The 24,115-nt window shown below is 70.7% G+C and carries 21 protein-coding genes and 2 tRNA genes; 18 read left to right on the forward strand and 5 right to left on the reverse strand.

Annotation, left to right across the window (positions count from 1 at the left end; all coding sequences use genetic code 11):
- Positions 1 to 27: 27 nt before the first annotated feature.
- Together H9I38_RS01150 and H9I38_RS01155 are read right to left on the reverse strand one after the other, a co-directional pair.
- Complete coding sequence (locus tag H9I38_RS01150) at positions 28 to 1,242, reverse strand: glucose-1-phosphate adenylyltransferase family protein (RefSeq protein ID WP_226336792.1); 1,215 nt, start codon at positions 1,240 to 1,242, stop codon at positions 28 to 30.
- 1,244 nt (positions 1,243 to 2,486) lie between these two features.
- On the reverse strand, positions 2,487 to 3,128 hold the full coding sequence (locus H9I38_RS01155; RefSeq protein ID WP_226336793.1) for a vitamin K epoxide reductase family protein: 642 nt from the start codon (positions 3,126 to 3,128) through the stop codon (positions 2,487 to 2,489).
- 360 nt (positions 3,129 to 3,488) lie between these two features.
- On the opposite strand from H9I38_RS01155, the gene H9I38_RS01160 reads away from it, so the two are divergent.
- The 12 genes from H9I38_RS01160 to H9I38_RS01215 all read left to right on the forward strand — a co-directional run bounded on the left by H9I38_RS01160 (position 3,489) and on the right by H9I38_RS01215 (position 15,113).
- On the forward strand, positions 3,489 to 6,482 hold the full coding sequence (locus H9I38_RS01160; protein WP_226336794.1) for an Rne/Rng family ribonuclease: 2,994 nt from the start codon (positions 3,489 to 3,491) through the stop codon (positions 6,480 to 6,482).
- 285 nt (positions 6,483 to 6,767) lie between these two features.
- Positions 6,768 to 7,076: a 50S ribosomal protein L21 gene (rplU, locus tag H9I38_RS01165; RefSeq protein WP_226336795.1), complete on the forward strand. Its 309-nt coding sequence runs from the start codon at positions 6,768 to 6,770 to the stop codon at positions 7,074 to 7,076.
- 49 nt (positions 7,077 to 7,125) lie between these two features.
- Entirely contained in the window at positions 7,126 to 7,383 is a 258-nt protein-coding gene (gene rpmA, locus H9I38_RS01170) for a 50S ribosomal protein L27 (protein WP_226336796.1), read from the forward strand.
- A gap of 137 nt (positions 7,384 to 7,520) precedes the next feature.
- Complete coding sequence (obgE, locus tag H9I38_RS01175) at positions 7,521 to 9,143, forward strand: GTPase ObgE (protein WP_226336797.1); 1,623 nt, start codon at positions 7,521 to 7,523, stop codon at positions 9,141 to 9,143.
- A 3-nt stretch (positions 9,144 to 9,146) separates the two neighbouring features.
- A complete protein-coding gene (gene proB, locus H9I38_RS01180; RefSeq protein ID WP_226336798.1) occupies positions 9,147 to 10,289 on the forward strand; it encodes a glutamate 5-kinase in 1,143 nt (380 codons plus the stop codon).
- A 2-nt stretch (positions 10,290 to 10,291) separates the two neighbouring features.
- On the forward strand, positions 10,292 to 11,566 hold the full coding sequence (locus H9I38_RS01185; protein WP_226336799.1) for a glutamate-5-semialdehyde dehydrogenase: 1,275 nt from the start codon (positions 10,292 to 10,294) through the stop codon (positions 11,564 to 11,566).
- A gap of 140 nt (positions 11,567 to 11,706) precedes the next feature.
- On the forward strand, positions 11,707 to 11,922 hold the full coding sequence (locus tag H9I38_RS01190; RefSeq protein ID WP_226336800.1) for a hypothetical protein: 216 nt from the start codon (positions 11,707 to 11,709) through the stop codon (positions 11,920 to 11,922).
- 24 nt (positions 11,923 to 11,946) lie between these two features.
- On the forward strand, positions 11,947 to 12,594 hold the full coding sequence (gene nadD / locus H9I38_RS01195) for a nicotinate-nucleotide adenylyltransferase (protein WP_226336801.1): 648 nt from the start codon (positions 11,947 to 11,949) through the stop codon (positions 12,592 to 12,594).
- 12 nt (positions 12,595 to 12,606) lie between these two features.
- Positions 12,607 to 13,755 carry a hypothetical protein gene (locus H9I38_RS01200; RefSeq protein ID WP_226336802.1) on the forward strand — a complete coding sequence of 383 codons (1,149 nt, stop codon included), beginning with the start codon at positions 12,607 to 12,609 and terminating at the stop codon, positions 13,753 to 13,755.
- A gap of 26 nt (positions 13,756 to 13,781) precedes the next feature.
- The gene (gene rsfS, locus H9I38_RS01205; RefSeq protein WP_226336803.1) at positions 13,782 to 14,204 is read left to right on the forward strand and encodes a ribosome silencing factor; all 423 of its coding nucleotides are present in this window, start codon (positions 13,782 to 13,784) and stop codon (positions 14,202 to 14,204) included.
- Positions 14,205 to 14,212: 8 nt separating this feature from the next.
- Positions 14,213 to 14,989, forward strand: a complete 777-nt coding sequence (locus H9I38_RS01210) for a histidine phosphatase family protein (protein WP_226336804.1) — start codon at positions 14,213 to 14,215, stop codon at positions 14,987 to 14,989.
- Positions 14,990 to 15,040: 51 nt separating this feature from the next.
- A tRNA-Ala gene (locus tag H9I38_RS01215) sits at positions 15,041 to 15,113 on the forward strand.
- A gap of 143 nt (positions 15,114 to 15,256) precedes the next feature.
- Here the strand turns inward: H9I38_RS01215 and H9I38_RS01220 are convergent.
- Positions 15,257 to 16,438, reverse strand: a complete 1,182-nt coding sequence (locus tag H9I38_RS01220) for an NAD-dependent formate dehydrogenase (RefSeq protein WP_226336805.1) — start codon at positions 16,436 to 16,438, stop codon at positions 15,257 to 15,259.
- A 127-nt stretch (positions 16,439 to 16,565) separates the two neighbouring features.
- On the opposite strand from H9I38_RS01220, the gene H9I38_RS01225 reads away from it, so the two are divergent.
- Positions 16,566 to 17,522 carry a LysR family transcriptional regulator gene (locus H9I38_RS01225; RefSeq protein WP_226336806.1) on the forward strand — a complete coding sequence of 319 codons (957 nt, stop codon included), beginning with the start codon at positions 16,566 to 16,568 and terminating at the stop codon, positions 17,520 to 17,522.
- A 63-nt stretch (positions 17,523 to 17,585) separates the two neighbouring features.
- Here the strand turns inward: H9I38_RS01225 and H9I38_RS01230 are convergent, their stop codons facing one another.
- Both H9I38_RS01230 and H9I38_RS01235 read right to left on the reverse strand, forming a co-directional pair.
- On the reverse strand, positions 17,586 to 18,377 hold the full coding sequence (locus H9I38_RS01230) for a putative hydro-lyase (protein ID WP_226336807.1): 792 nt from the start codon (positions 18,375 to 18,377) through the stop codon (positions 17,586 to 17,588).
- Complete coding sequence (locus H9I38_RS01235; protein ID WP_226336808.1) at positions 18,377 to 19,675, reverse strand: NRAMP family divalent metal transporter; 1,299 nt, start codon at positions 19,673 to 19,675, stop codon at positions 18,377 to 18,379. Before H9I38_RS01235 ends, H9I38_RS01230 begins: the two co-directional genes overlap by 1 nt.
- Before the next feature lie 241 nt (positions 19,676 to 19,916).
- Here H9I38_RS01235 and H9I38_RS01240 point away from each other — a divergent pair, with 241 nt between their 5' ends.
- The 5 genes from H9I38_RS01240 to H9I38_RS10710 all read left to right on the forward strand — a co-directional run bounded on the left by H9I38_RS01240 (position 19,917) and on the right by H9I38_RS10710 (position 24,068).
- Entirely contained in the window at positions 19,917 to 20,663 is a 747-nt protein-coding gene (locus H9I38_RS01240) for a hypothetical protein (RefSeq protein ID WP_226336809.1), read from the forward strand.
- A gap of 169 nt (positions 20,664 to 20,832) precedes the next feature.
- Positions 20,833 to 20,905 (forward strand) — tRNA-Ala (locus tag H9I38_RS01245).
- A gap of 210 nt (positions 20,906 to 21,115) precedes the next feature.
- Positions 21,116 to 21,817, forward strand: a complete 702-nt coding sequence (locus H9I38_RS01250) for a hypothetical protein (protein WP_226336810.1) — start codon at positions 21,116 to 21,118, stop codon at positions 21,815 to 21,817.
- Positions 21,818 to 22,139: 322 nt separating this feature from the next.
- On the forward strand, positions 22,140 to 23,678 hold the full coding sequence (locus tag H9I38_RS01255; RefSeq protein WP_226336811.1) for a PepSY-associated TM helix domain-containing protein: 1,539 nt from the start codon (positions 22,140 to 22,142) through the stop codon (positions 23,676 to 23,678).
- Positions 23,679 to 23,936: 258 nt separating this feature from the next.
- A complete protein-coding gene (locus H9I38_RS10710) occupies positions 23,937 to 24,068 on the forward strand; it encodes a hypothetical protein (protein WP_264177253.1) in 132 nt (43 codons plus the stop codon).
- Positions 24,069 to 24,115 lie beyond the last annotated feature (47 nt).

The raw sequence follows: 24,115 nt of genomic DNA on the forward strand, positions 1-24,115 counted from the left end.
CCGTGACGCCCGGCCTCGGCGGGGCGGTCAGTGGCCGGTGGTCTCGTCCTGGCCGTGCTCGGGGCCGCGCGCGGCCGGCTCGAGCACGGTGATGTTGCCGGGTCCGGGCTTGGTTCGGCCCACGCGCTCCGCGGGGATCTCGGCCCCGACATCCGCGATGACGGACTCCAGCTCGGCCCCAGCCGGCACCACGCAGCTGCCGAGCAGCACGGAGCGGCGGACGGAGGCGCCGGGCTCCACGTGCACGCCGGGGCCGATGACGCTCTCGGAGACTGCCCCCTCGACTCGCGCGCCCGCGCACACCAGGGCGTCCCGGACCTCGGCCGAAGGGCCGATGCTGGCCGGCGCGGACGTGCGGGGATTCGTCGTGATGGGCCAGTCGGCCCGCGTCAGCTCCAGTCCGCGCCCCGCCACGAGGTCCATGTGCGCCTGGAAGTAGGAGTCCACGGTTCCGATGTCCCTCCAGTAGCCGGTGTGCCGGTACTCGAACACCTTCCCCCGCTCCACGAGGGTGGGAACGATCGACTCCCCGTAGTCGCCGAGCGTCTCTCCCTCGATGCTCGGGTCCGGATCGTGCTCTTGCTCCTGGGCGGCGACGAGCTCGTCCGTCACTCTCGCAAGCACCGAGACGTCGTAGACGAAGATCTCCGTGGCCACCACGCTGCCCTGGGGATCGTCCGGCTTGTAGTCGTAGCGGGTGACCCGGCCGTCGTCGTCGGTCTGGACCACCCCGTAGCGGCCCGGGTGCTCGGAGACCTCGGTGGTGACCACCGTGAGTTCCGCGCCAGTGGCGCGGTGCTGCTCGAGGACGGGCCGCAGGTCGAGGAGGTAGAGGTGGTCCGCGGAGAGGATCACGGCCTCGTCGGCTCCGAAGGACTCGAGGAGCGGCGCGTGCTGGTGGAGGACGTGCCCGTTGCCCGCGGCGAAGCCCTCCTCGATCCGCCCCTCGGCCGGCGGGAGGATCTGGAGGCCGTGGCGCGTGCCGTCGAGGTCCCAGGGGCGCCCGCCGGCGAGGTGTCGGTTGAGGGTGAAGGGGCGGTACTGCTCGGCGATCCAGACGTCCTGGAGCCCCGAGTGCGCGAGATTGGACAGGACGACGTCGATGATCCGGTACGAGCCCGCGAACGGGACGGCCGGCTTGGCCCGCGCGTCCGTGAGCGGAGAGAGCCTGGACCCCTTGCCGCCGGCCAGGACGAGGGCCACGGTGGAACGAGCGGGCTGGTCGGGGAACGGATGCGCCATCGCGGGGCCTTCCTCGTGCGGGGTGCGGTCGGGGCTCGTGAGGGGTGCGTGCGGTTGTGGTCTCAGCCTAGGGGACGCGTCCCCGTGCCGGTGTTGAGCACTCGAGTTTCCGCGCCGTAGAGTCTCACCGTGACCACCGCACCCCCGCGCACCGTGCGCATCCTCGTGCTCTCGGATCCCGGGATGCCCACCCGTTCCATGTCCCGCGTCGAGGACCGCTTCCGCAAGCGCCTCCAGGCCACGTTCGGCGCCCAGACCGAGCTCCTCGTGAGGACCGGTCTGTTCCGCATCAAGCCCGGCAACACGCTGGACCTCTCCTGGGCGGAGAAGGTGTCCGCCGAGTTCGAGAGCGTGGACGCGATCTTCATGCTCACCGAGATGCCGCGGCACTCGGGAGAACGGGCCGTGGCCGCCGAGTTCTTCCCGGAGCCCAACGTCGCAGTGATCTCCTGTCCCGCGCTCGGAGTCGTCAACACGGAGGGGCGCCTGCTCAACCTCCTCGTCAGCTGCACGTTCCAGATGGCGAGCGCCCGCATGCACGCGCCGGAAGAGGGGCACGAGCTGCCGTTCTCCACGTGGAGCCACCACAAGGAGCGCGGAAACAAGGTGCTCCACGTCAACATGTACACGGGCGGCGTCCGCACGGTGCTCGGCATGGCCCGGGCCAACCAGCCGCTGCGCACCATGACGAAGCTCTCCAGCGCTCTCGCGGGTGCCCTGGCCACAGGCGCGTTCGGCCTCTTCTACACGTCGATCTGGCAGATGGCGAACTACCTCAGCGAATGGCGCATCGGGTTCATCGGCGTGCTCTCGATGTTCGTCATGGTGGCCTGGCTGATCGGGCACAACCGGCTGTGGGACCGTCCGGGCCCGGGGCGCAAGAAGTCGATCACAGTGGTCTACAACCTCTCCACCGCCACGACCCTCTTCTTCTGCGTCTTCATGCTGTATGCGGCGCTCGTCGTCGCGATCTTCGTCGGCAGCCTCATCATGATCAGCCCCGAGTTCCTGTCCCACATCCTCAAGGAGCCGCACGTCACGCCGCTCAACTACGTCAAGCTGGCGTGGCTGAGCGCGGCGCTCGGGGTGTTCGGCGGCGCCATCGGCTCGAGCTTCGACTCGGAGACGGACCTCCCGCCAGCTGACGCACGGCCGCCGCGAGGCGCTGCGGTGGTACACGGAGGACGAGCTCAAGCTGCTCGGCTGACCGTCCCTGGAGAGCCAAGGTCCGGGGCGCCCCGGGATCAGACGAAGGCGTCCATGAAGATGACGAACACCGTGCCGAACACGAGCAGCTCGGCCACCGCGGTCACCACGAACGTCCAGTGCTCGAAGAACCGCCGCACGCCCTCCGGCGCGGGCAGTGTCCCGGTCAGGAGGTTCCGGCGGAGGGTGTAGAAGAACATCGGCATCGAGAAGAACCAGACGATCATGCAGTAGATGCACAGCGCGCCGATGACGAACACCGCGGAGTAGAACAGCCAGCCGAGCATGACCAGGCAGAGCAGCAGCCCCGTCTGGAGCGCGATCCAGAACCACCGCGAGAACCGCGCCCGCGCCAGGAGCGCGGCGCCGATGGCGACGACGACGGCGAAGCCCACCAGGCCGATGAAGGGATTCGGGAAGCCGAAGAGGGAGGCCTGCCAGGACTTCATGACCGTGCCGCAGGAGATGAGCGGGTTGAGGTCGCAGCTCGTGACGTATCCCGGGTCCTTGTACAGGTTCAGGCGCTCGGCCACGAGGGCGGCGGAGGCCAGCCACGCGCCCAGGCCCGTGACCACGAGGGTCCAGGCGAGTCCGCGGTCCAGGCGGGAGAGCGGGGCGGGGTCGGAGTTCTCGTCTGCTGGGGTGCGGCGGGTCGGGGTGTCGTCCGTGCGAGTGCTCATGGCCTCCACGGTACTCGCGGTGACGGGCGGGGCGCGCCGAGGCGTGCCCGGTTCGGCGTCAGACGTGAGAACATGGGGGTGGTCCGAGACGCCTGCCACACCAGGCGGCCCGGCCCCGTCGGAGCGCCAGACGCGGAGCGCTCACCGGACGGCCGCCGCGCGCATCACGCGCGGAGAGCGGCTGCAGGGCAAAGGAAAGCCCCGGTGAGCCGGTTGACGCAGCCAGGGCGCGCAGCCGACGGCCCCCAGGGGCAGAGACGAAGGATTTCACGGTCCGCCGCAGGGCTTCGCCCGCGGACGGCCAGGATGCCCGGCGCGAGGGTGTGGCCCCGCGCCGAGGAGAAGAGAAGCGAGAGACGCATGGCAGAGAACACGGAGAACGGGCCCGCAGAGTCCGGGGAGCCGGCGGCGGGAGAGGTTCCCGCGGAGCAGCAGACAGCGGAAGCGCAGGCGGACCAGGGACAGACGGACGCTGAGCAGTCCGAGGCCTCGGAGAACAAGGGCTCGGAGAACAAGGACCAGCAGGCGGAGCCGGCACCCGGCGAGGCCTCGGAGAGCGATCCCGCTGACGAGGACGAGTCCGGTGACGCGGAGGGCGCCGAGTCGTCGTCGCTCTCGATCGACCCGTTCGACCCGTTCAGCATCCCCTCGGAGGTCGAGTCGCTCATCGTCGAGCAGATCTCCGCTGAGGTGAAGGAGCGCTCCGGGCGGAAGAAGCGCGGAGGCGGCGAGGGGTCGAACGGACCGGACGCGGGCTCGGATGCGGGCGAGTCCGGCTCGTCGCGCCGCCGTCGTCGTCGCCGTCGCGGGGAAGAGGACCTCGAGCTGATCGGCGGGGAGGACGAGGACCCGCCCAACACGGTCACCCGCGTCCGCGCCCCGCGGGGAGTCGCCGAGGGCACGGGCCCGGAGAACGTCACGGCGGTCAAGGGATCCACCCGTCTCGAGGCCAAGCGCCAGCGCCGTCGCGAGTCCCGCGAGGGCGGCCGCCGCCGCACGGTCATCACCGAGGCGGAGTTCCTGGCGCGGCGCGAGAGCGTCGAGCGGACCATGGTGGTGCGCGAGCGCAAGGACCGCATCCAGATCGGCGTCCTCGAGGACGGCGTGCTCGCGGAGCACTTCGTCTCCAATACCACCCAGGACTCGCTCATCGGCAACGTGTACCTGGGCAAGGTGCAGAACGTCCTCCCGTCGATGGAGGCGGCGTTCATCGACATCGGCCGCGGGCGCAACGCGGTGCTCTACGCGGGCGAGGTCAACTGGGATGTCGTCAAGCTGGACGGCAAGCCGCGCCGGATCGAGAACGCCCTCAAGGGCGGGGACTCGGTCCTCGTGCAGGTCTCCAAGGACCCGGTGGGCCACAAGGGCGCCCGCCTCACGAGCCAGATCTCGCTCCCGGGCCGCTACCTCGTCTACGTGCCGGACGGCTCGATGACGGGCATCTCCCGGAAGCTCCCGGACGTGGAGCGCGCCCGCCTGAAGAAGATCCTCAAGGAGCACCTCCCGGCGGACGCGGGCGTGATCGTCCGCACCGCGGCCGAGGGCGCGAGCGAAGAGGAGCTGACCAACGACATCAACCGCCTCCGCGTCCAGTGGGAGGGCATCAAGGAGAAGGCCGGCTCGACCAAGACGCTTGCGCCGGAGCTGCTCTACGCGGAGCCGGACCTCACCATCAAGGTGGTCCGGGACGTCTTCAACGAGGACTTCACCAAGCTCGTGGTCGCGGGGGAGAACACCTGGGACCAGATCGAGGCCTACGTGACGTACGTGGCCCCGCACCTCGTCGACCGCCTCGAGCGCTGGGAGGGCGAGGAGGACGTCTTCGCGAGCTACCGGATCGACGAGCAGATCAACAAGGCCCTGGACCGCAAGGTCTTCCTGCCGTCCGGCGGCTCGCTCGTCATCGACCGGACCGAGGCGATGACTGTCATCGACGTCAACACAGGCAAGTTCACCGGCTCCGGGGGCAACCTCGAGGAGACGGTGACCAAGAACAACCTCGAGGCCGCCGAGGAGGTCGTCCGGCAGCTGCGCCTGCGGGACATCGGAGGCATCATCGTCATCGACTTCATCGACATGGTGCTCGAGTCCAACCGGGACCTCGTGCTCCGCCGCCTCGTGGAGTGCCTCGGCCGGGACCGCACCAAGCACCAGGTCGCCGAGGTCACGAGCCTCGGCCTCGTCCAGATGACGCGCAAGCGCATGGGCACGGGCCTGCTCGAGGTCTTCGGCGAGCAGTGCGCGGAGTGCGCCGGCCGCGGCGTGGTCACCCACGAGGAGCCGGTCATGCACCGCCGTCCGCTCTCCTCCGGCTCCGGCAAGTCGGAGGGCGGCCACCACCGTTCCACCCGCGCCGAGCGCCGCCGCAACCGCAAGCAGCGGATGCAGGAGAGCGACCAGGGCGGTCCGTCAGCCGAGGAGACCCAGGACTCCCCGAAGGACGCGGGATCCGGCCGCAAGGACAAGCAGGAGCGCGGCAGTCGCCGGGACACGTCGGGCGAGGACAAGGCCGCCGAGGAGAAGTCGAAGACCAACCGCGCCACGATGGCCTCGATCCACGCGGCGTCCGTCGGCGGCGGCCGGCGCCTCGCCCCGGGATCGCTCGCGCCGAAGGACGGATCTCAGAGGGGCGCCGGAGAGAGCGCGATCGAGGAGAGCGCGGCCGAGGCCGTCAAGGCCGCAGACCGCGCCGAGGCGGCCGAGCAGGACGCCCGCGGCGAGGCCCTCGAGTTCGGCGACGAGAAGGTGGCCCTCCCCACGGGCAAGGGCTCCGGGCGCGGCCGCTCCCGCCGCTCCACGGCGAGCCTCGACGAGCTCGACGACGTCTTCGCCGGCAAGGGCTCCTCGGACTCCGGCCAGGACGCGGGCCAGGGGGACGCGGACGACGACGGCGAGCGCAAGGGCCGCAAGCCCCGCCGCCGCGGCGGCCGCAGCCGTGGCCAGGGCCGCGCCCAGCAGGACGAGGCTCGGCAGGGCGAGGCTCGGCAGGGCGAGGCCCAGGCGACGGCGGACGAGGCCGCATCGAGCCGGTCGGGCTCGGAGCGAGCGCGTGCGAACGAGTCGGCTCCGAAGGCCGAGCGTCCAGCTCGGAAGGCGGACCGGCCCGCTGCCGCGCAGGACGCGTCGTCGTCGGCGGCCCCGGCCGCGCCCCGTCGCCGCCGTCGCGTGGCCTCGAGCGCCCAGGGCGCCTCGAGCGTGAGCGTCGCGGAGCGGGAGCAGTCCGCCTCGGGCGCGGCGTTCACGGCGTCGGCGTCCGCGCCGTCGGAGAAGAGGGAAGGCTCTGCCGCGGCCGCTCCGGTCATGCTCGGCGTGGGCGTCTCCGCCTCGGAGATCGCCCGCCAGGGCAAGGAGTAGCCGACGCGCCGAAGATCCAGGAATTGGAAGGGCTATGCTCCGTGCAGTAGACTGGATCTTCGGTGCTTTAGCCTCCAACTGACGGAGACCGCAGACTCGCGGGCGCGCAGCGCACGCCGCGGGGTCGGTCACAGGGTTGTCGGTGTGGCTTGAGGCCATGCCGAGAGGCATCCCCTGAAGGGTCCGCTGGGACGCGTGGGCGGTCGGGACACCGCCCCGAGCGAGCATCACCCGGACGCCCAGGGGCGAATCAAGAATTTGAACGTCTAGAGAAGTGAGAACCAAGTGGTGTACGCGATTGTCCGTGCCGGTGGCCGGCAGGAAAAGGTGTCCGTCGGAGACCTCGTGACCCTTGACCGCGTTGCCTCGGAGGCCGGCAGCACCATCGAGTTGCCTGCTCTGCTATTGGTGGACGGGGACAAGATCACGTCGGCAGCCGATGAGCTCGCCAAGGTGAAGGTCACGGCCGAGGTGGTTGAGAACCTCCGCGGCCCGAAGATCGTCATTCAGAAGTACAAGAACAAGACCGGCTACAAGAAGCGCCAGGGCTTCCGCGCCGCTCTGACCAAGGTCAAGGTGACGTCGATCGCCTAGTCGGCGCTCCCGTCACTCACCCATCCGTTTCCGAAGGTAGGCAAGAGACATGGCACATAAGAAGGGTGCGAGCTCCACTCGCAACGGCCGCGATTCCAACCCGCAGTTCCTCGGCGTGAAGCGCTTCGGCGGCCAGTCCGTCAACGCCGGCGAGATCATCGTCCGCCAGCGCGGCACGCACTTCCACCCGGGCGCCGGCGTGGGTCGCGGCAAGGATGACACGCTGTTCGCCCTCGAGGCGGGCGCTGTCGAGTTCGGCACGCGTCGCGGTCGCCGGGTCGTCAACATCGTCGCCGCTGCGCAGTAGCATCACGCGCTGCCGCAGCACGGCAGAAAGGGCCGCGAATCCTCTCGGGTTCGCGGCCCTTTCTCCATCTTCTGCCACCGGTCACTCCGGCGGCTCATAGACTGGGGGACAAGCCCCACGAGAGGAAAGCTGATTCCATGGCCGAGTTCGTAGACCGGGTCGTCCTGCACGTCTCAGGAGGCAAGGGCGGCCATGGGTGCGTGTCCATCCGCCGCGAGAAGTTCAAGCCGCTCGGAGGCCCGGACGGCGGCAACGGCGGCAACGGCGGAGATGTCCTGCTCAAGGCGGACCCCCAGGTCACCACGCTTCTGGACTACCACCACTCTCCGCACCGCAACGGCGGCAACGGCATGCCAGGCATGGGAGACCACCGGGACGGCAAGCTGGGGGAGACCCACACCCTGCCCGTCCCCGTGGGGACCGTGGTGAAGACCAAGGACGGCGAGCTCCTCGCGGACCTCGCCGAGCCCGGTGCCGAGTACGCGGCGGCCCGCGGCGGCATCGGAGGCCTCGGCAACTCGGCCCTGGCCTCGACCAAGCGCAAGGCCCCCGGCTTCGCCCTGCTCGGCACGCCGGGCACGGCCCAGGACATCGTGCTCGAGCTCAAGTCCATCGCGGACATCGCGCTCGTCGGCTTCCCGAGCGCGGGCAAGTCCTCGCTCATCGCGGCCATGTCCGCCGCGCGCCCCAAGATCGCGGACTACCCCTTCACCACGCTCATCCCGAACCTCGGCGTGGTCCAGGCGGGAGACGTCCGGTTCACCACCGCGGACGTCCCCGGCCTCATCGAGGGTGCGGCGGACGGACGCGGCCTGGGCCATGACTTCCTGCGCCACGTGGAGCGCTGCGCGGCGATCGTCCACGTCCTGGACACCGCGTCCCTGGAGTCGGACCGCGACCCGATCTCGGACCTCGAGATCATCGAGGCGGAGCTCGAGAAGTACTCCGTGGACATGTCCTTCGACGAGTCCGAGGCCGTCCCGCTCAACGAGCGCCCCAAGCTCGTGGTGCTCAACAAGGTGGACGTGCCGGACGGCCGGGACATGGCCGAGTTCGTCCGGGGAGACCTGGAGTCCCGGGGCTACCGCGTGTTCGAGGTCTCCGCAGTGGCGCACGAGGGCCTGCGGGAGCTCGGCTTCGCCATGGGCGAGCTCGTCTCCCAGGCGCGCGCCGCGCTCGAGTCCAAGCCAGAAAAGGTCAGCCCGGAGATCCTCCGCCCCAAGGGCTTCCGGTCCAAGGGGGAGAAGAACTTCACCATCCGGCGGGAGGAGCGCAATCTCGAGCCGCTTTTCCGCGTCATCGGCGAGAAGCCCGAGCGCTGGATCATGCAGACGGACTTCCAGAACGACGAGGCCATCGGCTACCTCGCGGACCGCCTCAACCGCCTCGGCGTGGAGGACGAGCTGTTCAAGATGGGCGCCAAGCCCGGGGACGCCGTCGTCATCGGCACGAGCGAGGACGCCGTCGTCTTCGACTGGGAGCCCACCATGGCGGCCGGCGCGGAGCTGCTCGCCTCCCCGCGCGGCACGGACGTCCGCCTCGAGGAGATCATCCGGCCCACGCGCGCCCAGAAGCGCGAGGAGCACGAGGAGCGCAAGCAGGCCAAGGCCGAGGCGCGCGCCGAGCTCGAGGCGGAGCGCCGGGCCGGCATCTGGACGGAGTCGGTGGACGAGCGCCGCGCCGCCCGCGAGGCGGCCGAGCGCCAGGACGCGGACGGCGAAGCCCGTGAGCCCGCAGGGCTCGACGACGACGAGGACTGAGCCGTGTCCGAGCTCGACGCCGCCCATCACCCCGTGGCCTCCGCACGCCGGATCGTGGTCAAGGTCGGCTCGTCCTCGCTGACGAGCCTCACGGGCGGCATCAGCCGGGCGGCGCTCCACGGGATCGTGGACGCCCTCGCGGAGGCCCGGGCGCGGGGGACGGAGATCGTGTTCGTCTCCTCGGGCGCCATCGCCGCGGGCCTGGCGCCGCTCGGCCTCGCGAAGCGCCCGCGGGACCTCGCCACCCAGCAGGCCGCCGCGACGGTGGGCCAGGGGCTGCTCATGCACGCCTACGCGGCTCGCTTCCAGGAGCACGGCCTGCGCGTGGGGCAGGTGCTCCTCACGAGCGAGGACCTGGTGCGGCGCTCCCACCACGTCAACGCCTTCCGGGCGCTCGAGCGCCTGCTCGCGATGGGCGCCCTGCCGATCGTCAATGAGAACGACGCCGTGGCCACCCACGAGATCCGCTTCGGGGACAACGACCGCCTTGCCGCCCTCGTAGCCCACCTCATCAAGGCCGATGCGCTCGTCCTCCTCTCCGACGTGGACGCCGTGTACTCGCGGCACCCGGCCCAGGGAGGCGAGCGGCTGCCCGTCATCGCGTCCGCCGCAGACCTCGCGGGCGTCGAGACCGGCGCCGGCGGCTCGGGGCTGGGGACCGGCGGCATGGCCACCAAGATCTCGGCCGCCTCCATCGCGGCGGACTCGGGCGTGAGCGCCCTCGTCACGAGGGCGGGCCTCATCCGGGAGGCCCTCGCGGGCGACGACGTCGGAACGCTCTTCCCCGCGCGCGGCCCCCGGCAGCCGGTGAGGAAGATGTGGCTCGCGCACCTCGCGGACTCCCACGGCAGCGTCCACGTGGACGCGGGAGCCGCCCGAGCGCTCGTCGAGGGCCACAAGTCCCTGCTCGCGGCCGGCGTGACCGGCGTCACCGGGGAGTTCGACACCGGGGACCCGGTAGACGTCGTCGGCCCCGAGGGGACGGTGGCCCGGGGGATCGCGGCCTACGAGTCCCGGGAGATCTCCCGCATGATGGGACGGCGGACCCGGGACATCCTCGCCGAGCTGGGCGAGGGCTATGATCGGCCTATCGTGCACGCGGACGACCTCGCCGTCGTCGTCGAGAACCCCGGCGCAAGGAGCTGAGCATGGCCACGGACACCGAGTCGCAGCTGATCGAGCGGGCGCGGAGGTCCAGGGCCGCGGCCTCCGCCCTCGCGCAGGCGCCGCGCCGCGTCAAGGACGCCGCGCTGGAGTCGGTGGCGCGGGCGGTGGTCGCGGAGGCCGAGCGCATCCTCGCCGCGAATGCCCGGGACGTGGAGCGTGAGGCGGCCGCCGGCATGCCGGAGCCCCTCACCGATCGCCTGAGGCTCACCCGGGAGCGGATCGAGGCGCTGGCGGAGGCCATCGGCGTGGTCGTCGGGCTCGAAGACCCCGTGGGCCGCGTCCGCCAGGGGAAGACCCTGCCCAACGGGCTGAGGCTGCGGCAGGTGAGCGTGCCGCTCGGCGTCGTCGCGTGCGTGTACGAGGCACGGCCGAACGTCACGGTGGACATCGTGGCGCTGGCCCTCAAGTCCGGCAACTCGGCCATCCTGCGCGGGGGCTCGGCGGCCCGGGAGACCAACACCGTGCTCATCGAGGTGATGCGCGAGGCCGTGGAGGAGGCGGGGATCCCGGCGGACAGTGTCATCGGGATCGACGACCTGGGGCGGGAGGGCGTCAACGCCCTCCTCGGCGCCCGCGGCCACATCGACCTCCTCATTCCGCGCGGCGGCAAGGGCCTCATCGAGACGGTGACGCAGAACGCGCGCGTCCCGGTCATCGCCACGGGGGACGGGAACGTGCACATCGTCCTCGACCGCAGCGCCCGGACGGACGAGGCCGTCTCCGTCCTCCTCAACGCCAAGACCCAGCGCACGGGCGTGTGCAACGCCGTGGAGACGCTCCTTCTGCTCGAGGGGGCTGAGGCGGCGCCGGCCGTGCTCGAGGCGCTCCTGGAGGCGGGAGTCCGGCTGCATGCGGACGAGCGCGCCCGGGCGCTGCTGGGCGGACGAGGCGACCCATCTCAGGTGCTGCCGGCCGCGGAGGCGGACTGGGAGACGGAGTACCTCGACATGGACCTGGCCGTGAAGACCGTGGACACCCTCGACGAGGCGATGGAGCACATCGCCCGCTATTCCTCCGGGCACACGGAGGCCATCCTGACGGATTCCGTGGCGAACGCCGAGCGGTTCCAGCGGACCGTGGACTCGTCCACGGTGGTCGTCAACGCCTCCACGCGCTTCACCGACGGCGGCGAGTTCGGACTCGGCGCGGAGGTGGGGATCTCGACGGCGCGGCTGCACGCGCGCGGGCCCATGGGGGTGGAAGAGCTGACCACCTCCAAGTGGCTCGTCAACGGGGACGGACACGTCCGCGCCTGACCGCCTCCCGATCCCGCCCGGCCGTGTGAACGGCGCCAGCACGCCTCTGCCCGTGTGTCCGGGCCTGCCGCTGGCCCGTTCTCCTCGCCGAGGAACTAGAATGGACACCAACTGATCAGGAACACACCAAGGAGCGCCCAGTGCATTCGGTCCTCAACTCGGTCTTCGTCCTCGGCTCGGAGGGCGGCCACGCCATCCACGGTGACGCCGTGGTCATCGGCGTCATCATCTTCGCCGCGCTTATGCTCGCCATGTTCGTGACCATGTCCTTCAGCCGCGTGGCCAACCGCCACCCTGAGACGCCGGCTCGCGTTGACCCGCACCGCGTGGTGCACTCCCGCCAGTCGAAGCACTAGCGGCGTCCGCTGGACGCGCCTGACGTGACAGCACTGCAGGAACAGCCCAAGCGCCTGGGGATCATGGGCGGCACGTTCGACCCGATCCACCACGGGCACCTCGTGGCTGCCAGCGAGGTCGCGGCGCGGTTCGACCTCGACGAGGTCATCTTCGTCCCCACGGGACGTCCGTGGCAGAAGTCGGACCAGTCCGTCACCTCGCCCGAGCACCGGTACCTCATGACCGTGGTGGCCACCGCCTCGAACCCGAGCTTCAAGGTCTCCCGCGTGGACATCGACAGGGACGGGCCCACGTACACCGTGGACACGCTCCGTGACCTCGCGGCCCAGTATCCGGAGAGCGAGCTCTTCTTCATCACCGGAGCGGACGCGCTCGCCAAGATCATGTCCTGGAAGGACGTGGAGCTGCTCTGGGACCTCGCCACGTTCGTGGGCGTGACCCGGCCGGGGCACGTGCTCTCGGACCAGGGGCTCGAGGGAGTCGAGCTCCTCGAGATCCCCGCCATGGCCATCAGCTCCACGGACTGCCGCGAGCGGGTCCGTGAAGGACTTCCCGTCTGGTACCTCGTACCGGACGGAGTGGTGCAGCACATCGCCAAGCACCGCCTGTACGCACAGGACACCGATTCACCGGCGGAGCCGCTTGCCGGCCCCGCAGCCTCGAGTTCTTAGGGGATGACGAGCATGTCGAGCAACGACGAGTCCAGCACGCAGCGGCCCCGCCGCGCCCGCCGGGCCGCCGTCCGTCCGGACGAGCAGGCCGCTGGCGCGCCCGCCGCGCGCAAAGGGGCCCGCCGGAGCGCCGGTGCCGGGGGAACCGGTGCGGAGGCCGCTCGTTCCGCGTCGGCCCGCCCCGAGGCAGAGACCGTTGTGACGGCCACGGACGCCCCCGCCGTCTCCGCAGAGAACGCGGCCCCGGCCGGGGGCTCGAGCGCTGTGAGCCGCTCTTCGTCCGAGATGCGGTCCGCCTCCGCGGACACGGCTTCGGCTTCTGCGCCGACGGCGTCTGCAGCCAGTTCTGTGCGCGATGCCGGGTGGAGCGGGTTCAAGGCCTCGCGCCGTCGTCGTGAAGAGCAGGAGGGCCGGGCCGAGCGGGGAGCGAAGCCCGGGGAGAGCGCAGCCCGGGAGCAGCGCGAGGCGCCCTCGGCGCCGGCCGCGGACCGCTCGAAGCTCGACGCCGCGTGGAAGGACCCGAATCCGCAGACGGGACGCCTCTCCTCGCTGGCCGCTCCGGGATCCGGGACGGAAGGCACGGAGCAGGACGCCGCCGTGCAGCAGGCCGAGGCGGACCGCCGGCATGCCGAGACGCCGGGCGGAACCAGCAATCTGGCCATGGTCACGCCGTTGGACTTCGAGAAGCGCGAGGACGGCTCGCGCGGGGCCATGAAGGCTCCGCCCACCACGAGCATCTCCGTGGTGAGCCGCCCGGCCGATGGAGCCGGCCCTGCGCAGGGCGCCCCGGTTGCTGGCTCCGTGTCTGCGCCGTCGCCCGCGGCGTCGGGCGAAGGCCAGTCTCCGGCTGACGCGGACTCCTCTGCCGCCCCCGCCGGTGCGGACGCGCATGACGGCCTGGCGCAGGAGCGCTCCGAGGCGGAGGCCGCGCGCACCCGTTCCGGGGAGACGTCCGAGGCGGAGGCCGCCGCCGCGGAGACGCCCACGGATGCTCTCAAGCCGCCGCACGAGCCTGTGCGCGCGGGCGACTCGAATGGACTGGATCCCCTCGACCCCTCCGACCGCACCGGCCGGGGCAAGCGCTTCGGCGTGGAGATCGCCCTGCTCGCCGGCGGCGTCGCCTCGCTGGGCGCCGCCATCATCGTCTTCCTCAACCGCTGAACCACCCGAGACCATCAAGGAGCCCTGTGGCACTTCCCGCCAACACCCGCGAGGCCGTTCTCACGGCCGCTCGCGCCGCTGAGGAAAAGCTCGCAACCGACATCCGCGCGTTCGACGTGCACGAGACCGTGGGCCTCGCCGACGCGTACTTCGTGGCCACGGGAGAGACCGAGCGGCAGGTCAACGCGATCGTCGACTCGGTGGAGGAGGCTCTCAGCACGGAGCACGGCCTGAAGCCGGTGCGTCGCGAGGGCCGGGCGCAGGGCCGCTGGGTCCTCCTCGACTTCGGGGACATCGTCATCCACGTCCAGCACGGCGAGGACCGCGAGTACTACGCGCTCGACCGCCTCTGGATGGACTCCCCGGCTGTGGACCTCTCCGAGGCTCTTTCCTCGTCGCGTGGCGGCTCCAGCGCCGTGGACCCGAGCACGGCCGGGCTCGACGCCTAGGAGCAGCCGTGGGCCGTCTCACCGAACCCCGCCGCGCCGCCCGCCGGCTCGTGCTCATGCGGCACGGCCAGACCGACTGGAACGCCCAGTTCCGTTTCCAGGGGCGCACGGACATCCCGCTCAACGCCGAGGGCCGCGCCCAGGCTCAGGCGGCCGCGCCGTTCGTGGCGGCGTACCGTCCGAGCCGGATCGTGGCCTCTCCGCTCGAACGGGCCCTCGTGACGGCGCAGGCCGTGGGGGAGCGCGCCGGTCTCGCAGTGGAGACCGATGCGAGGTTCCAGGAGACGTTCCTCGGCGAGTGGGAGGGAATGGTCAACGACGACGTCGTGGCCCAGGACCCCACCGGCGTGGCGCGCTGGCGCGCGGGTGAGCCGGGCTTCCGTGCGGGCAGGACGGGCGAGTCCAAGCTGGACGTGGCGCGACGGGCCTCTGAGGGCCTCGAGGAGATCATGCGCACGGCGGAGCCCGGATCGACGACGCTCGTGGTCATGCACGGCGGAGCGGCGGCGGCCCTGATCGGTGCCCTCATGCACCTGGATCCGCGCGACTGGCCGCGGTTCCAGGGGCTCGGCAACTGCGCCTGGAGCGTCCTCAAGGAGGACCTTGCGGGCGTCAACCGCTCCGAGATCTTCGAGCGCGGAGCGGCCGGCGTCGGCGACGTCCCGCAGCAGCGCCGCGAGGCGTCCGAGGGCGAGACAGCCGGCTTCGCGGACATCTCCTGGCGGCTCGAGCACCACAACCTCGACGCAGGACTCCTCGATTTTGCAGGCCGCGGATCCGTGTAGTAAGCTAATGGAGTTGCCGCGGCGAGGGCCGGGGAAACGGAAAGTGAATACGGGGGTATGGCGCAGTTGGTAGCGCGTCTGCATGGCATGCAGAAGGTCACGGGTTCGAATCCCGTTACCTCCACAGAGTGAAGGGCCGCACCCGAGAGGGTGCGGCCCTTTTGTCTGCCGTCCGCGGATCGCCTGGGTTCTCCGGATCGTCGTTCAGGCGCGGAAAAGGCCGGGCCCAGGCGCTGCGCCCGGACCCGGCCCCCAGAACAGTGCGGCTTAGGAGTTCTTGCCGTCGTTCTCCGGCTCGTCCGCGTAGGAGTGCGCGCCGGTTCCGCTGTACCTGCCGCCCTGGGTGATGACGTATTCGGGGCGGATCTCCGTTCCCTCGAACCAGCTCTCCAGGATCTCGCGGGTGCCGGCCGCGTAGCGCGCCTGGCCGGAGAGCGTGGCGCCCGAGGTGTGCGGCGTCATGGCGTTGTGGACCATGGACCGCCACGGGTGGTCCGCCGGCGCCGGCTGGGGCTCCCAGACGTCGCCTGCGTAACCCGCGAGCTGACCGGAGTCCAGCGCGCGCACAATGGCGTCGCGGTCCGCGATGGCGCCGCGGGCCGGGTTGACGATGTAGGCGCCGCGCTTCATGGTGCCGAGGAGCTCGTCGTTGAGGAGACCGCGGGTCTCGTCGGTCAGCGGGGCGTGGACGCAGAGGACGTCAATGTCCTTGACGAGCTCGTGGATGCTCTCCTTGTACTCGAGGCCGAGCTTCTCCTCGTACTCGCCCGGCAGACGGAAGCGGTCCGTGTAGCTGAGCTTGACGTCGAACGGGGCGAGGCGTTCCATCACGGCGCGGCCGATGCGGCCTGCCGCGAAGACTCCTACGCGCATGCCCTCGAGGTCGTAGGAGCGGGTGACCGCGTCCGCGATGTTCCAGGCGCCCGCCACGGACAGACGGTGCTGGGCTACGAAGTCGCGGACGAGGACGAGCACCTGCATGACGGTGTGCTCTGCCACGCCGATGCTGTTGGAGTAGGTGACCTCGGCCACGGTGATGCCCTTGGCGTTGGCGGCGTTGAGATCAGTGTGGTCGGACCCGATGCCCGCGGTGACGACGAGCTTCAGCTTCTTCGCCTTCTCGATGAGATCCGCGGTGAGGTAGGCGGGCCAGAAGGGCTGGGAGATGACGATGTCAGCGTCGGGCAGCTCTCGCTCGAAGACCGAGTCCGGGCCGTTCTTGTCACTCGTCACCACAACGGTGTGGCCCTCCGCCTCCAGCCAGTCCTTGAGGCCGAGGTTGCCGGAGACGCAGCCGAGCAGGGTGCCGGGCGTGAAGCCGAGCGCCTTCGGCGTGGGGAGGGTGTCGCCGTTGGGGTATGCCGTGATCTCGGGGAGACCGGTGCGAGCGTAGTTGGGCGGGTAGCCGCCCACGGGATCGGGGAACAGAACGATCAGGATCTTGGCCACAATTCCTCCTAGGGATGAGAAGCCCGGACGGATGTCCTTGCTCTTTCAGCCTAGGAAGGCACGGTCCGGGCGACAACGAACATCAGGTTGTCGTGACACAACCGAGCATTGTGGCTAGTGTGGTGGCATGTTCAGCCGGGAGCTTCCAGACCTCCGCGCCCTTGAGCTGCTCGAGGCAGTGGCCCGGACCGGTTCGATCACTCTGGCGGCGGGAGAGCTCGGTGTCAGTCAGCAGGCCGCCTCGCACCGCCTGCGACGCCTCGAGGCGAGGCTCGGCCGGGAGCTCGTCACGCGAGCCTCGCGCTCCTCGCATCTGACGGGCGACGGCGCGGCGGTCCTCACGCTCGCCCGGCCTGCCCTCGCAGCGGCGGAGGCGTTGGACCAGGGGCTGGAGCAGTTCCTCTCGGCCGAGCAGGAGCTGCGCATCGCGGCGAGTCTCACCATCGGAGAGTACTTCCTGCCCGCCTGGATCATGGAGTACGCCCACGAAGGGCACGACGCACGGCGGATCCGCTCCATCGCCATCAACACGCGTGAGGTCACTCGACTCGTCGCGGACGAGGAGGTGCAGCTCGGGTTCGTCGAGGGGAGCGCACCGCCGCGGGGACTTCCCTATGCGTTCCTCGCGGACGACGAGCTCGGCGTGTACGTGCACCCGAGGCATCCTTGGGCGCGCCGCGGCCGGATCAGCGCGTGGACACTGGCGGGGACGGGGCTGGCGACTCGCGAGGACGGCTCGGGCTGCCGGGCTGTGGTGAGAAGCGCCCTCGCAGGCCACGGGGTGGAAAAGGAACAGATCGCACCACCGGCGCTTGAGCTCCCGAGCAACATCGCGGTGCTCGAGGCAGCCGCGGCGGAGATGGCGCCCGCTGTGGTGAGCACTCGGGCCGCGGCGCACTATGCGAACGGCGGCCGTCTCGTCCGAGTCCGGGTGGAGAAGGTGGAGTTCCACCGACAGCTGGGGGCCGTCTGGAGGCGGGGCGCCAACCCGCCAGGCGCCGAGGCGCAGGCCCTCCTCGCAGCGGCCCGGCGACACGAGGGAGGATCTGCCCCGAACGGCGCAGCCCGGACGCCGTTGGCCTGAAAACGGCCCGAGCGGCGCTCACGCTGGAGACCCTGCGCCGCGTGTGGGCCGCAGCGTGGCCGTTCAGGGCACCTGATACCCCGCGTCCCTCGCGTCCGTGACGAGCATGTGGCCGGGGGCGTGGGCGATGGCAAGCGGCGGCCGGGACTCCCGGACCGCCGCTTGCGGCGTCACGCCGCAGGCCCAGAAGACCGGGATCGTGCCGGCGGGGATCTCCACGGGGTCCCCGAAGTCCGGTGCGGAGAGGTCCGTGATCCCGAGCTCCTCCGGGGCGCCCACGTGGACCGGGGCGCCGTGGACGGCGGGGTAGCGGGAGGTGATGCGGACGGCGTCGGCCACCTGATGGGCGGGGATGGGCCGCATGGAGACTACGAGGGGGCCGCTCATGCGGCCTGCGCTCTCGCAGCGGCGGTTCGTGACGAACATCGGGACGTTGACGTCCTGCTCGATGTGCGCGATCCGGATGCCCTCCTCGATGAGCGCCCGCTCGAAGGTGAAGGAGCAGCCGATGATGAAGGTGACGAGGTCGTCCCGCCAGCGCTCCGTGATGTCCGTGGGGGTGTCCACCGCCTCGCCGTCCTCGTAGACGACGTAGCGGGGGAGGTCCGTGCGGATGTCTCCTCCGGCGAGGAGCGGGCCCTCGGTCTCGCCGGCGTCGAGGACGCCGAGGACGGGGCACGGCTTGGGGTTGCGCTGCGCGAAGAGCAGCACGTCGAAGGCGTAGTCCTTCGGGACGATGATGAGATTCGCCTGAGCGAACCCGTCTGAGACGCCGGCTGTGGGACGGGCGAGGCCGCCGCGGAACGCGCGGCGGGCCTCGCCCGGAGTCCAGAGGCGCGGTGCGCCGTCGTGCATCAGGACCAGAGCTTCCCGAGGCCGGCGAGAGAGTTCCAGCCGAGGTAGAGCGTCAGGAGCCAGGCGAGGACGCCGATGACGAGCAGCCACTTCGGGTAGCGGTAGCCCTGCATGAGGTCCCGGCGGCGCCACGCCACGAAGAGCAGCACGGCGAAGCCCACCGGGAGGATGAGGCCGTTGAACGCGCCCGCGAAGACGAGCAGCTGCTGCGGCGCCTTGCCGAGCACCACGAACAGCACCGCGCAGACCGCGATGAAGCCGATGGTGAGGAGGTTGCGCGTGCGGACCTTTCCGTCCGCCTTCGTGATGAAGGAGACGGAGGTGTACGCGGCGCCGACGACGGAGGTGAGCGCGGCCGCCCAGAGCACGATGCCGAACATGCGGACGCCGATCTCGCCGGCCGCGTGGCCGAACGCCTCGGCGGCGAGGTTGCTGCTCGTGAGCGCGACGCCGCCGGCGACGACGCCGAGGATCGCGAGGAAGAGGAGCACGCGCATGACGCCCGTGACGATGATGCCGAGGACCGAGGAGCGGGTGATCTCCTTGACGCGCTCCTCGCCGCGGATGCCGGAGTCGATCATGCGGTGGGCGCCGGCGTAGGTGATGTAGCCGCCCACGGTGCCGCCGATGAGCGTGGTGATGACGAGGAAGTCCACCTTGTCCGGCATGACGGTGTTCTTGAGGGCGTCGCCGACAGGCGGTGCGGCCTGGACCGCCACGTAGAGCATGAGGAGGATCATGACCGCGCCGAGGAGCACCACGATGCGGTCGAGCGCCATGCCGGCGCGCTTGGACAGGAAGATGAGGATGGCGATGACGGCGGAGATCGCGCCGCCGATGGTCGGGTCGACGCCGAGCATGGCGTTGAGGCCGAGGCCGGTGCCGGCGATGTTGCCGATGTTGAAGACCATGCCGCCGACGAAGACGAGGAACGCGAGGAACCAGCCGAGGCCCGGGAGGACGGTGTTGGCCAGGTCCTGCGCGCGCATGCCCGTGACGCCGATGACGCGCCACACGTTCAGCTGGACGGCGATGTCCACGAGGATCGAGATGAGGATCGCGAACGCGAACGCCGCGCCCATCTGGACGGTGAAGACGGTGGTCTGGGTGATGAAGCCGGGGCCGATGGCGCTGGTGGCCATGAGGAACATGGCACCGAGCAGGGCGGTCTTGCGGTGCTTGGCCGCATCGGGGAGCTCGGCGGCCTCGGCGTGCTGGGGACGGTCGACGACGTGCGAACCGGCCGCGTCATTGCGGGCGTGCTCGTCGCGCGAGTGTGAAGTGGGAGACGTAGGCATGCGCCCAATCATAGGGGTCAGTGACCCCCGCCACCAACCTGGTTCCCTGAGGGGTCGAAGACCGGTCCTGAGGCGAGGGCTCAGGGGAGTGGGGGAGTCCGGGATCACGCGGATCTGAGGCCGCGGAGAGGCTCGTGCAGTCTGAAAGCCGAGTGGTCAGTTGAATTTAGGGCACCGTTTTTATAAAGTATATGACGTAACACAGTACGACTGCCCCCGGTCACAACGAGAAGGAACGAAAGTGAGAACCGCCAACATCCCCGGCCATCAGCACATCCCCGCTGGCATGTCAGTCAACGATCTTCCCTTCCGGAGCCAGCCGGTGCGGACGATCGCCCTCGGCAGCCTGCCCGCCATGCCGCCCGACGATGTGTGGGACAAAAAAGAGGCGGCCTCGGACGTCCTCTGGATCAGCGTCCGGGAGGAGGCGGACGGGTTCTTCGCTGTCGAGGAGAACGCCCGGTGGCTCGCCGAGGTGCTCCGGCTGCGCGTCCCCGTGGAGATCTCGGTGAGCTGGCCCCAGCTGTTCGACCTCGCCGACGTGCTCGGCCGGCTCAGCTCTGAACTGGTGGACGCCCCCATTGTCGTCAGCCCCCGCGGCGGCATGCCCATGCTCCACCCGCTCAGCGAGTGCAGCGCCGTCCGCTGGCGCCTCTGCACGGCGGAGCTCGCCCGCGTCCCCGCCGTGTTCATCAAGCTGAGCGGCATGTACGACGCCTGCGCGGACGGGCTCGCCTTCCGTCGCGTCCGGCTCCGTGCCCGCCCCTACATCCGCGCCGTCATGCGCACGTTCGGAGCGGAGCGCTGCATCATGGGCCTGCCGCGGCAGGGCGCTGAGCTTCAGAGCGCTGAGGAGCGCGAGGCCTGGGTGGAGGACATCCTGGCGTCCATCGACCTCGTCTGCGCGGAGGGCTCTTTCGGGGATCGCACGGCCGACGACGTCACGGACCTCATGTTCCGCGGCAACGCGAAGTGGGTTTACGGCTGACACTGTCTCTTCCTGGCTTTGTTCGAACGTGCCTGCTGCGTGGGGGCGCTGCTGATGGCGGCGTCCCGCGTGGCGGCCTGAGCAGCAGTCAGGAGAGCGGTGCCCGCGGATTTGCGCTGCGAGGACTGGGGCGACTAGCCTGGTGATGTTCAGCCGTTGCGGCGGCTGAGGGGCTATAGCTCAGTTGGTAGAGCGCTTCGTTCGCATCGAAGAGGTCAGGAGTTCGATTCTCCTTAGCTCCACTCGCATCACACAGACGAGAACCCCGGTTCCTGCGCATTGAACGCAGGGCCGGGGTTTTCTCATGCCCCATTCCTTTTCCGGGGGGTGCAGTCTGCACCGAACAGGCGTTCCCTGACCCGCCTTCCAGAAGTGCGTGGCATCACCCTGTGGTCCGACCATCGGTCTATACTTGACTCTGATTCTCAACGCCTCGTGGAAGCCCGTTTGCCATGACCGCTGTCAGCCCCGCCGCCCGCCTCGTGCGCGGCACCCTGGCTGCAGCCGTCAGCACCCTTGCGGCCTCCGCCTCCCACGGCATGGCGGACGGGGCCGCGCTCTTCACGCTCGGCACCCTCGTGGCCCTCTGCCTCGCCACGCCGTTCTGTGTGGCGTTGGCCGGCCGTGAGCTCTCGCTCCGGCGTCTCAGCGTGGCCGTCATCCTCAGCCAGACCGCCTTCCACGGGCTGTTCCGCCTCCTCGGCCACGGGCCGCACCCGGCCCACGGTGCACACGGCGCCCACGCTCCGCACGCGGCCCACGCGGCCCACGCCGCCCACACCCCCGAGGCCGCCGGATCCCATCTCTCGCTCCACGCCGGCCATAACGCCTCGATCCCGCTGCCCGAGGCTGGCACCGGGGCCATGGAGCACCACTCCCTGTTCTTCGACGGCAACGCGAGCATGGCGCTCAGTCACCTCGCAGCCGCCCTGGCCACCATCGCGGTCCTGCGCCAGGGGGAGCAGGCACTGGCCCTCGTCTGGCGCCTGCTCGCCCTCGTCCTTCCTGCGCTTCCGGTGGCGCCGCGCGCCGTTGTCGTCGGGCCGCAGTCTGCGCGACCCGTGCATTTCTCGCCCCAGCCGCTCACGGACCTGGGGCTGGTCCTCTCGGGAGTCGGGCGGCGGGCGCCGCCGCTCATCGCCGCGGCAGTGTGACCCTGCGCCTCGCATCGCCCTCCGCATCAGCGGCCTCGAGCCCACGTCATCGGACGCGGGCCGACGCGAGCTGACCCCGGGAAGGCGAGGGGCGCTCCGCCGTCGTGCCGTGACGCACTCCACCAGAGCGCCCACGGGCCCTGACGGCCGCGCGAGGACTCCCGCCGCGCCTCACACTCGCCGCTCTCTCGCGGACGCCGAACCGAAGGCGTCCTGTTCACCGTTTCCACGGCCGCCCGGTCCGCACCCCAGTGCGCGCCGGATGCCCGGCCGTGCCCTCGGGCGCGCACACCCGCCCGGGGCCGCAGAGAGAGAACCAACCATGAGCACTCAGACTCAACCGGACCTGTCGGCGCAGACGCCGCAGGCCACACCGCCCAGGACGGGCTCGCGGGCCGCGTCCTCGTCCAACGCCTTCCTCCAGCTGCTGCGCAGGCTCCACTTCTATGTGGGGATCTTCGTGGGGCCGTTCCTGTTCATCGCCGCGCTGACGGGGGTGGCGTACGCGATCGCGCCCGCGGTGGAGACGCAGCTGCACAAGCACGAGCTCACCGCCGCCTCGCCCGCGCAGACCGTCTCGCTCGACGAGCAGGTCAAGGTGGCGCAGAAGAAGCAGCCCGGACTCGACGTCTCCGGCGTCATCCCGGGGGAGGGCGGCGCCTCGACGCGCGTCCTCTTCAAGGACCCCGGCCAGCCCTCGGCGAGCTACCGGCCCACGGTCTTCGTGGACCCGTCCAACGGCGACGTCCGCGGCGAGACCGTCCTCTACGGCAGCAGCCTCGCGTTCCCGGAGCGGACGTGGCTGTCCGTGCTGCACAAGCGCCTGCACCTTGGCGAGCCCGGTCGCGTCTACTCGGAGCTGGCCGCCGCATGGCTCGGGCCGGTGACCATCGCGGGCCTCATCCTCTGGTGGAAGCGGCGCAAGAGCGGCGCGCACAAGGCCACCTCCCCGTGGGCCAAGACGACGCGCAACCACTCCACCGTCGGCGTGGTCATGGCGCTCGGCTTCCTCTTCCTCTCCGCCACGGGCCTGACCTGGTCCGCCTACACGGGTGCGAACGTCAAGGACGTCCGCACGGCGCTCTCGTGGACGACTCCCAAGGTGGACGCCTCGCTGGGCGCCGGCGCCGCGGCCTCCGGCGAGGGCGGGGAGCACGCGGAGCACGGCGGCTCGGGATCGTCCGGGTCCTCCGGAAGCGGTTCGTCCGGGGCCGGTTCGGCGCACTCCGGCCATGCGGGCCACGAGGGGCACGCGGGGCATGAGGGCCACGGCCCGGCGAGCACCGCCGTCGTCGGCACGTTCGCGAAGGCGGCTGACGTGGCCCGGAACGTCGGCCTCGAAGGCCCCTTCGAGATCGCCCCGCCCACCGAGGGCAAGGGCTGGGCGGTCAAGGAGATCAGCCGCTCGTGGACGGTCGGCTCGGACGCGGTGGCGATCAGCCCCGCGACCGGCGACATCATCGACTCCGTGCCCTTCCGCAGCTTCCCGCTCATGGCCAAGCTGACCGACTGGGGCATCCGCCTGCACATGGGCTTCCTCTTCGGCCTGCCGAACCAGATCATCCTCGCGGCGATCTCGGGCGCGCTGGCCCTCGCGGTGGCGCTCGGCTACCGGATGTGGTGGATGCGGCGGCCGACCCGCGGCGCCTCCTTCCTGGGCGGCGGCCGCGCCCCGATCCGGGGATCGCTCCTGCGGCTCTTCCGCGCGCGACCCGTGACGACGACGGCGGTGGCCCTGCTCTGCGCCGTGTGGGCCGTGTTCGTGCCGCTGCTGGGCGTCAGTCTGGTGCTGTTCCTCGCCGTGGACGTGGTCCTCGGCTGGCGGCAGCGGCGGAGGGCGGAGGCTGCGCTGAACGGCTGACGGGGTGAACGGCTGACCCACACCGCTCAAGTGTTGCGACTCGGAGGAATGGCAGTGTTCATTCCTCCGAGTCGCAACAGTTAAGAGGGGCGTCTGCTCAGAGGGGGGGCTGCTCCGAGGGGGCGTCACTGAGTGAGGGGGGGCATTTCAGGTCATCTCTCAGCGACAGGGCGGCCAAAGGCCTTTCACAGTGCGTCTGCCCAGGATGGAGCCAACGCAAAGAAAAGGCCCTGAGGGGTCCTAGCAGAGGAGAGCCCCATGAACGTTTCCAGTGATTTTCTCGCCACAGCCGTCCCCGCCGTGAATGCGGTTCTGGGAGCGCTGTCCGCGCTGGCCGTCGTCGTCATGGCTGCGGGAACCGCGGCGACGACTGCGGCCTCCCGCCGCTGAGCAGCGCCGCCGCCTCCGACCCCTCGCGCACGCCTCGCGCCGGCGCC

The organism is Arthrobacter sp. UM1 (genome assembly GCF_020483305.1).
GTDB lineage: Bacteria > Actinomycetota > Actinomycetes > Actinomycetales > Micrococcaceae > Falsarthrobacter.

Bases quoted from the DNA above. Each gene is read 5' to 3' on its own strand.
- H9I38_RS01250 (WP_226336810.1), top strand. From the start codon at position 21,116: ATGACCGCTGTCAGCCCCGCCGCCCGCCTCGTGCGCGGCACCCTGGCT.
- H9I38_RS01255 (WP_226336811.1), top strand. From the start codon at position 22,140: ATGAGCACTCAGACTCAACCGGACCTGTCGGCGCAGACGCCGCAGGCC.
- rpmA (WP_226336796.1), top strand. From the start codon at position 7,126: ATGGCACATAAGAAGGGTGCGAGCTCCACTCGCAACGGCCGCGATTCC.
- H9I38_RS01230 (WP_226336807.1), bottom strand. From the start codon at position 18,377: ATGCACGACGGCGCACCGCGCCTCTGGACTCCGGGCGAGGCCCGCCGC.
- H9I38_RS01235 (WP_226336808.1), bottom strand. From the start codon at position 19,675: ATGCCTACGTCTCCCACTTCACACTCGCGCGACGAGCACGCCCGCAAT.
- H9I38_RS10710 (WP_264177253.1), top strand. From the start codon at position 23,937: ATGAACGTTTCCAGTGATTTTCTCGCCACAGCCGTCCCCGCCGTGAAT.
- H9I38_RS01160 (WP_226336794.1), top strand. From the start codon at position 3,489: ATGGCAGAGAACACGGAGAACGGGCCCGCAGAGTCCGGGGAGCCGGCG.
- H9I38_RS01185 (WP_226336799.1), top strand. From the start codon at position 10,292: ATGGCCACGGACACCGAGTCGCAGCTGATCGAGCGGGCGCGGAGGTCC.
- obgE (WP_226336797.1), top strand. From the start codon at position 7,521: ATGGCCGAGTTCGTAGACCGGGTCGTCCTGCACGTCTCAGGAGGCAAG.
- H9I38_RS01225 (WP_226336806.1), top strand. From the start codon at position 16,566: ATGTTCAGCCGGGAGCTTCCAGACCTCCGCGCCCTTGAGCTGCTCGAG.
- H9I38_RS01150 (WP_226336792.1), bottom strand. From the start codon at position 1,242: ATGGCGCATCCGTTCCCCGACCAGCCCGCTCGTTCCACCGTGGCCCTC.
- H9I38_RS01155 (WP_226336793.1), bottom strand. From the start codon at position 3,128: ATGAGCACTCGCACGGACGACACCCCGACCCGCCGCACCCCAGCAGAC.
- H9I38_RS01200 (WP_226336802.1), top strand. From the start codon at position 12,607: ATGTCGAGCAACGACGAGTCCAGCACGCAGCGGCCCCGCCGCGCCCGC.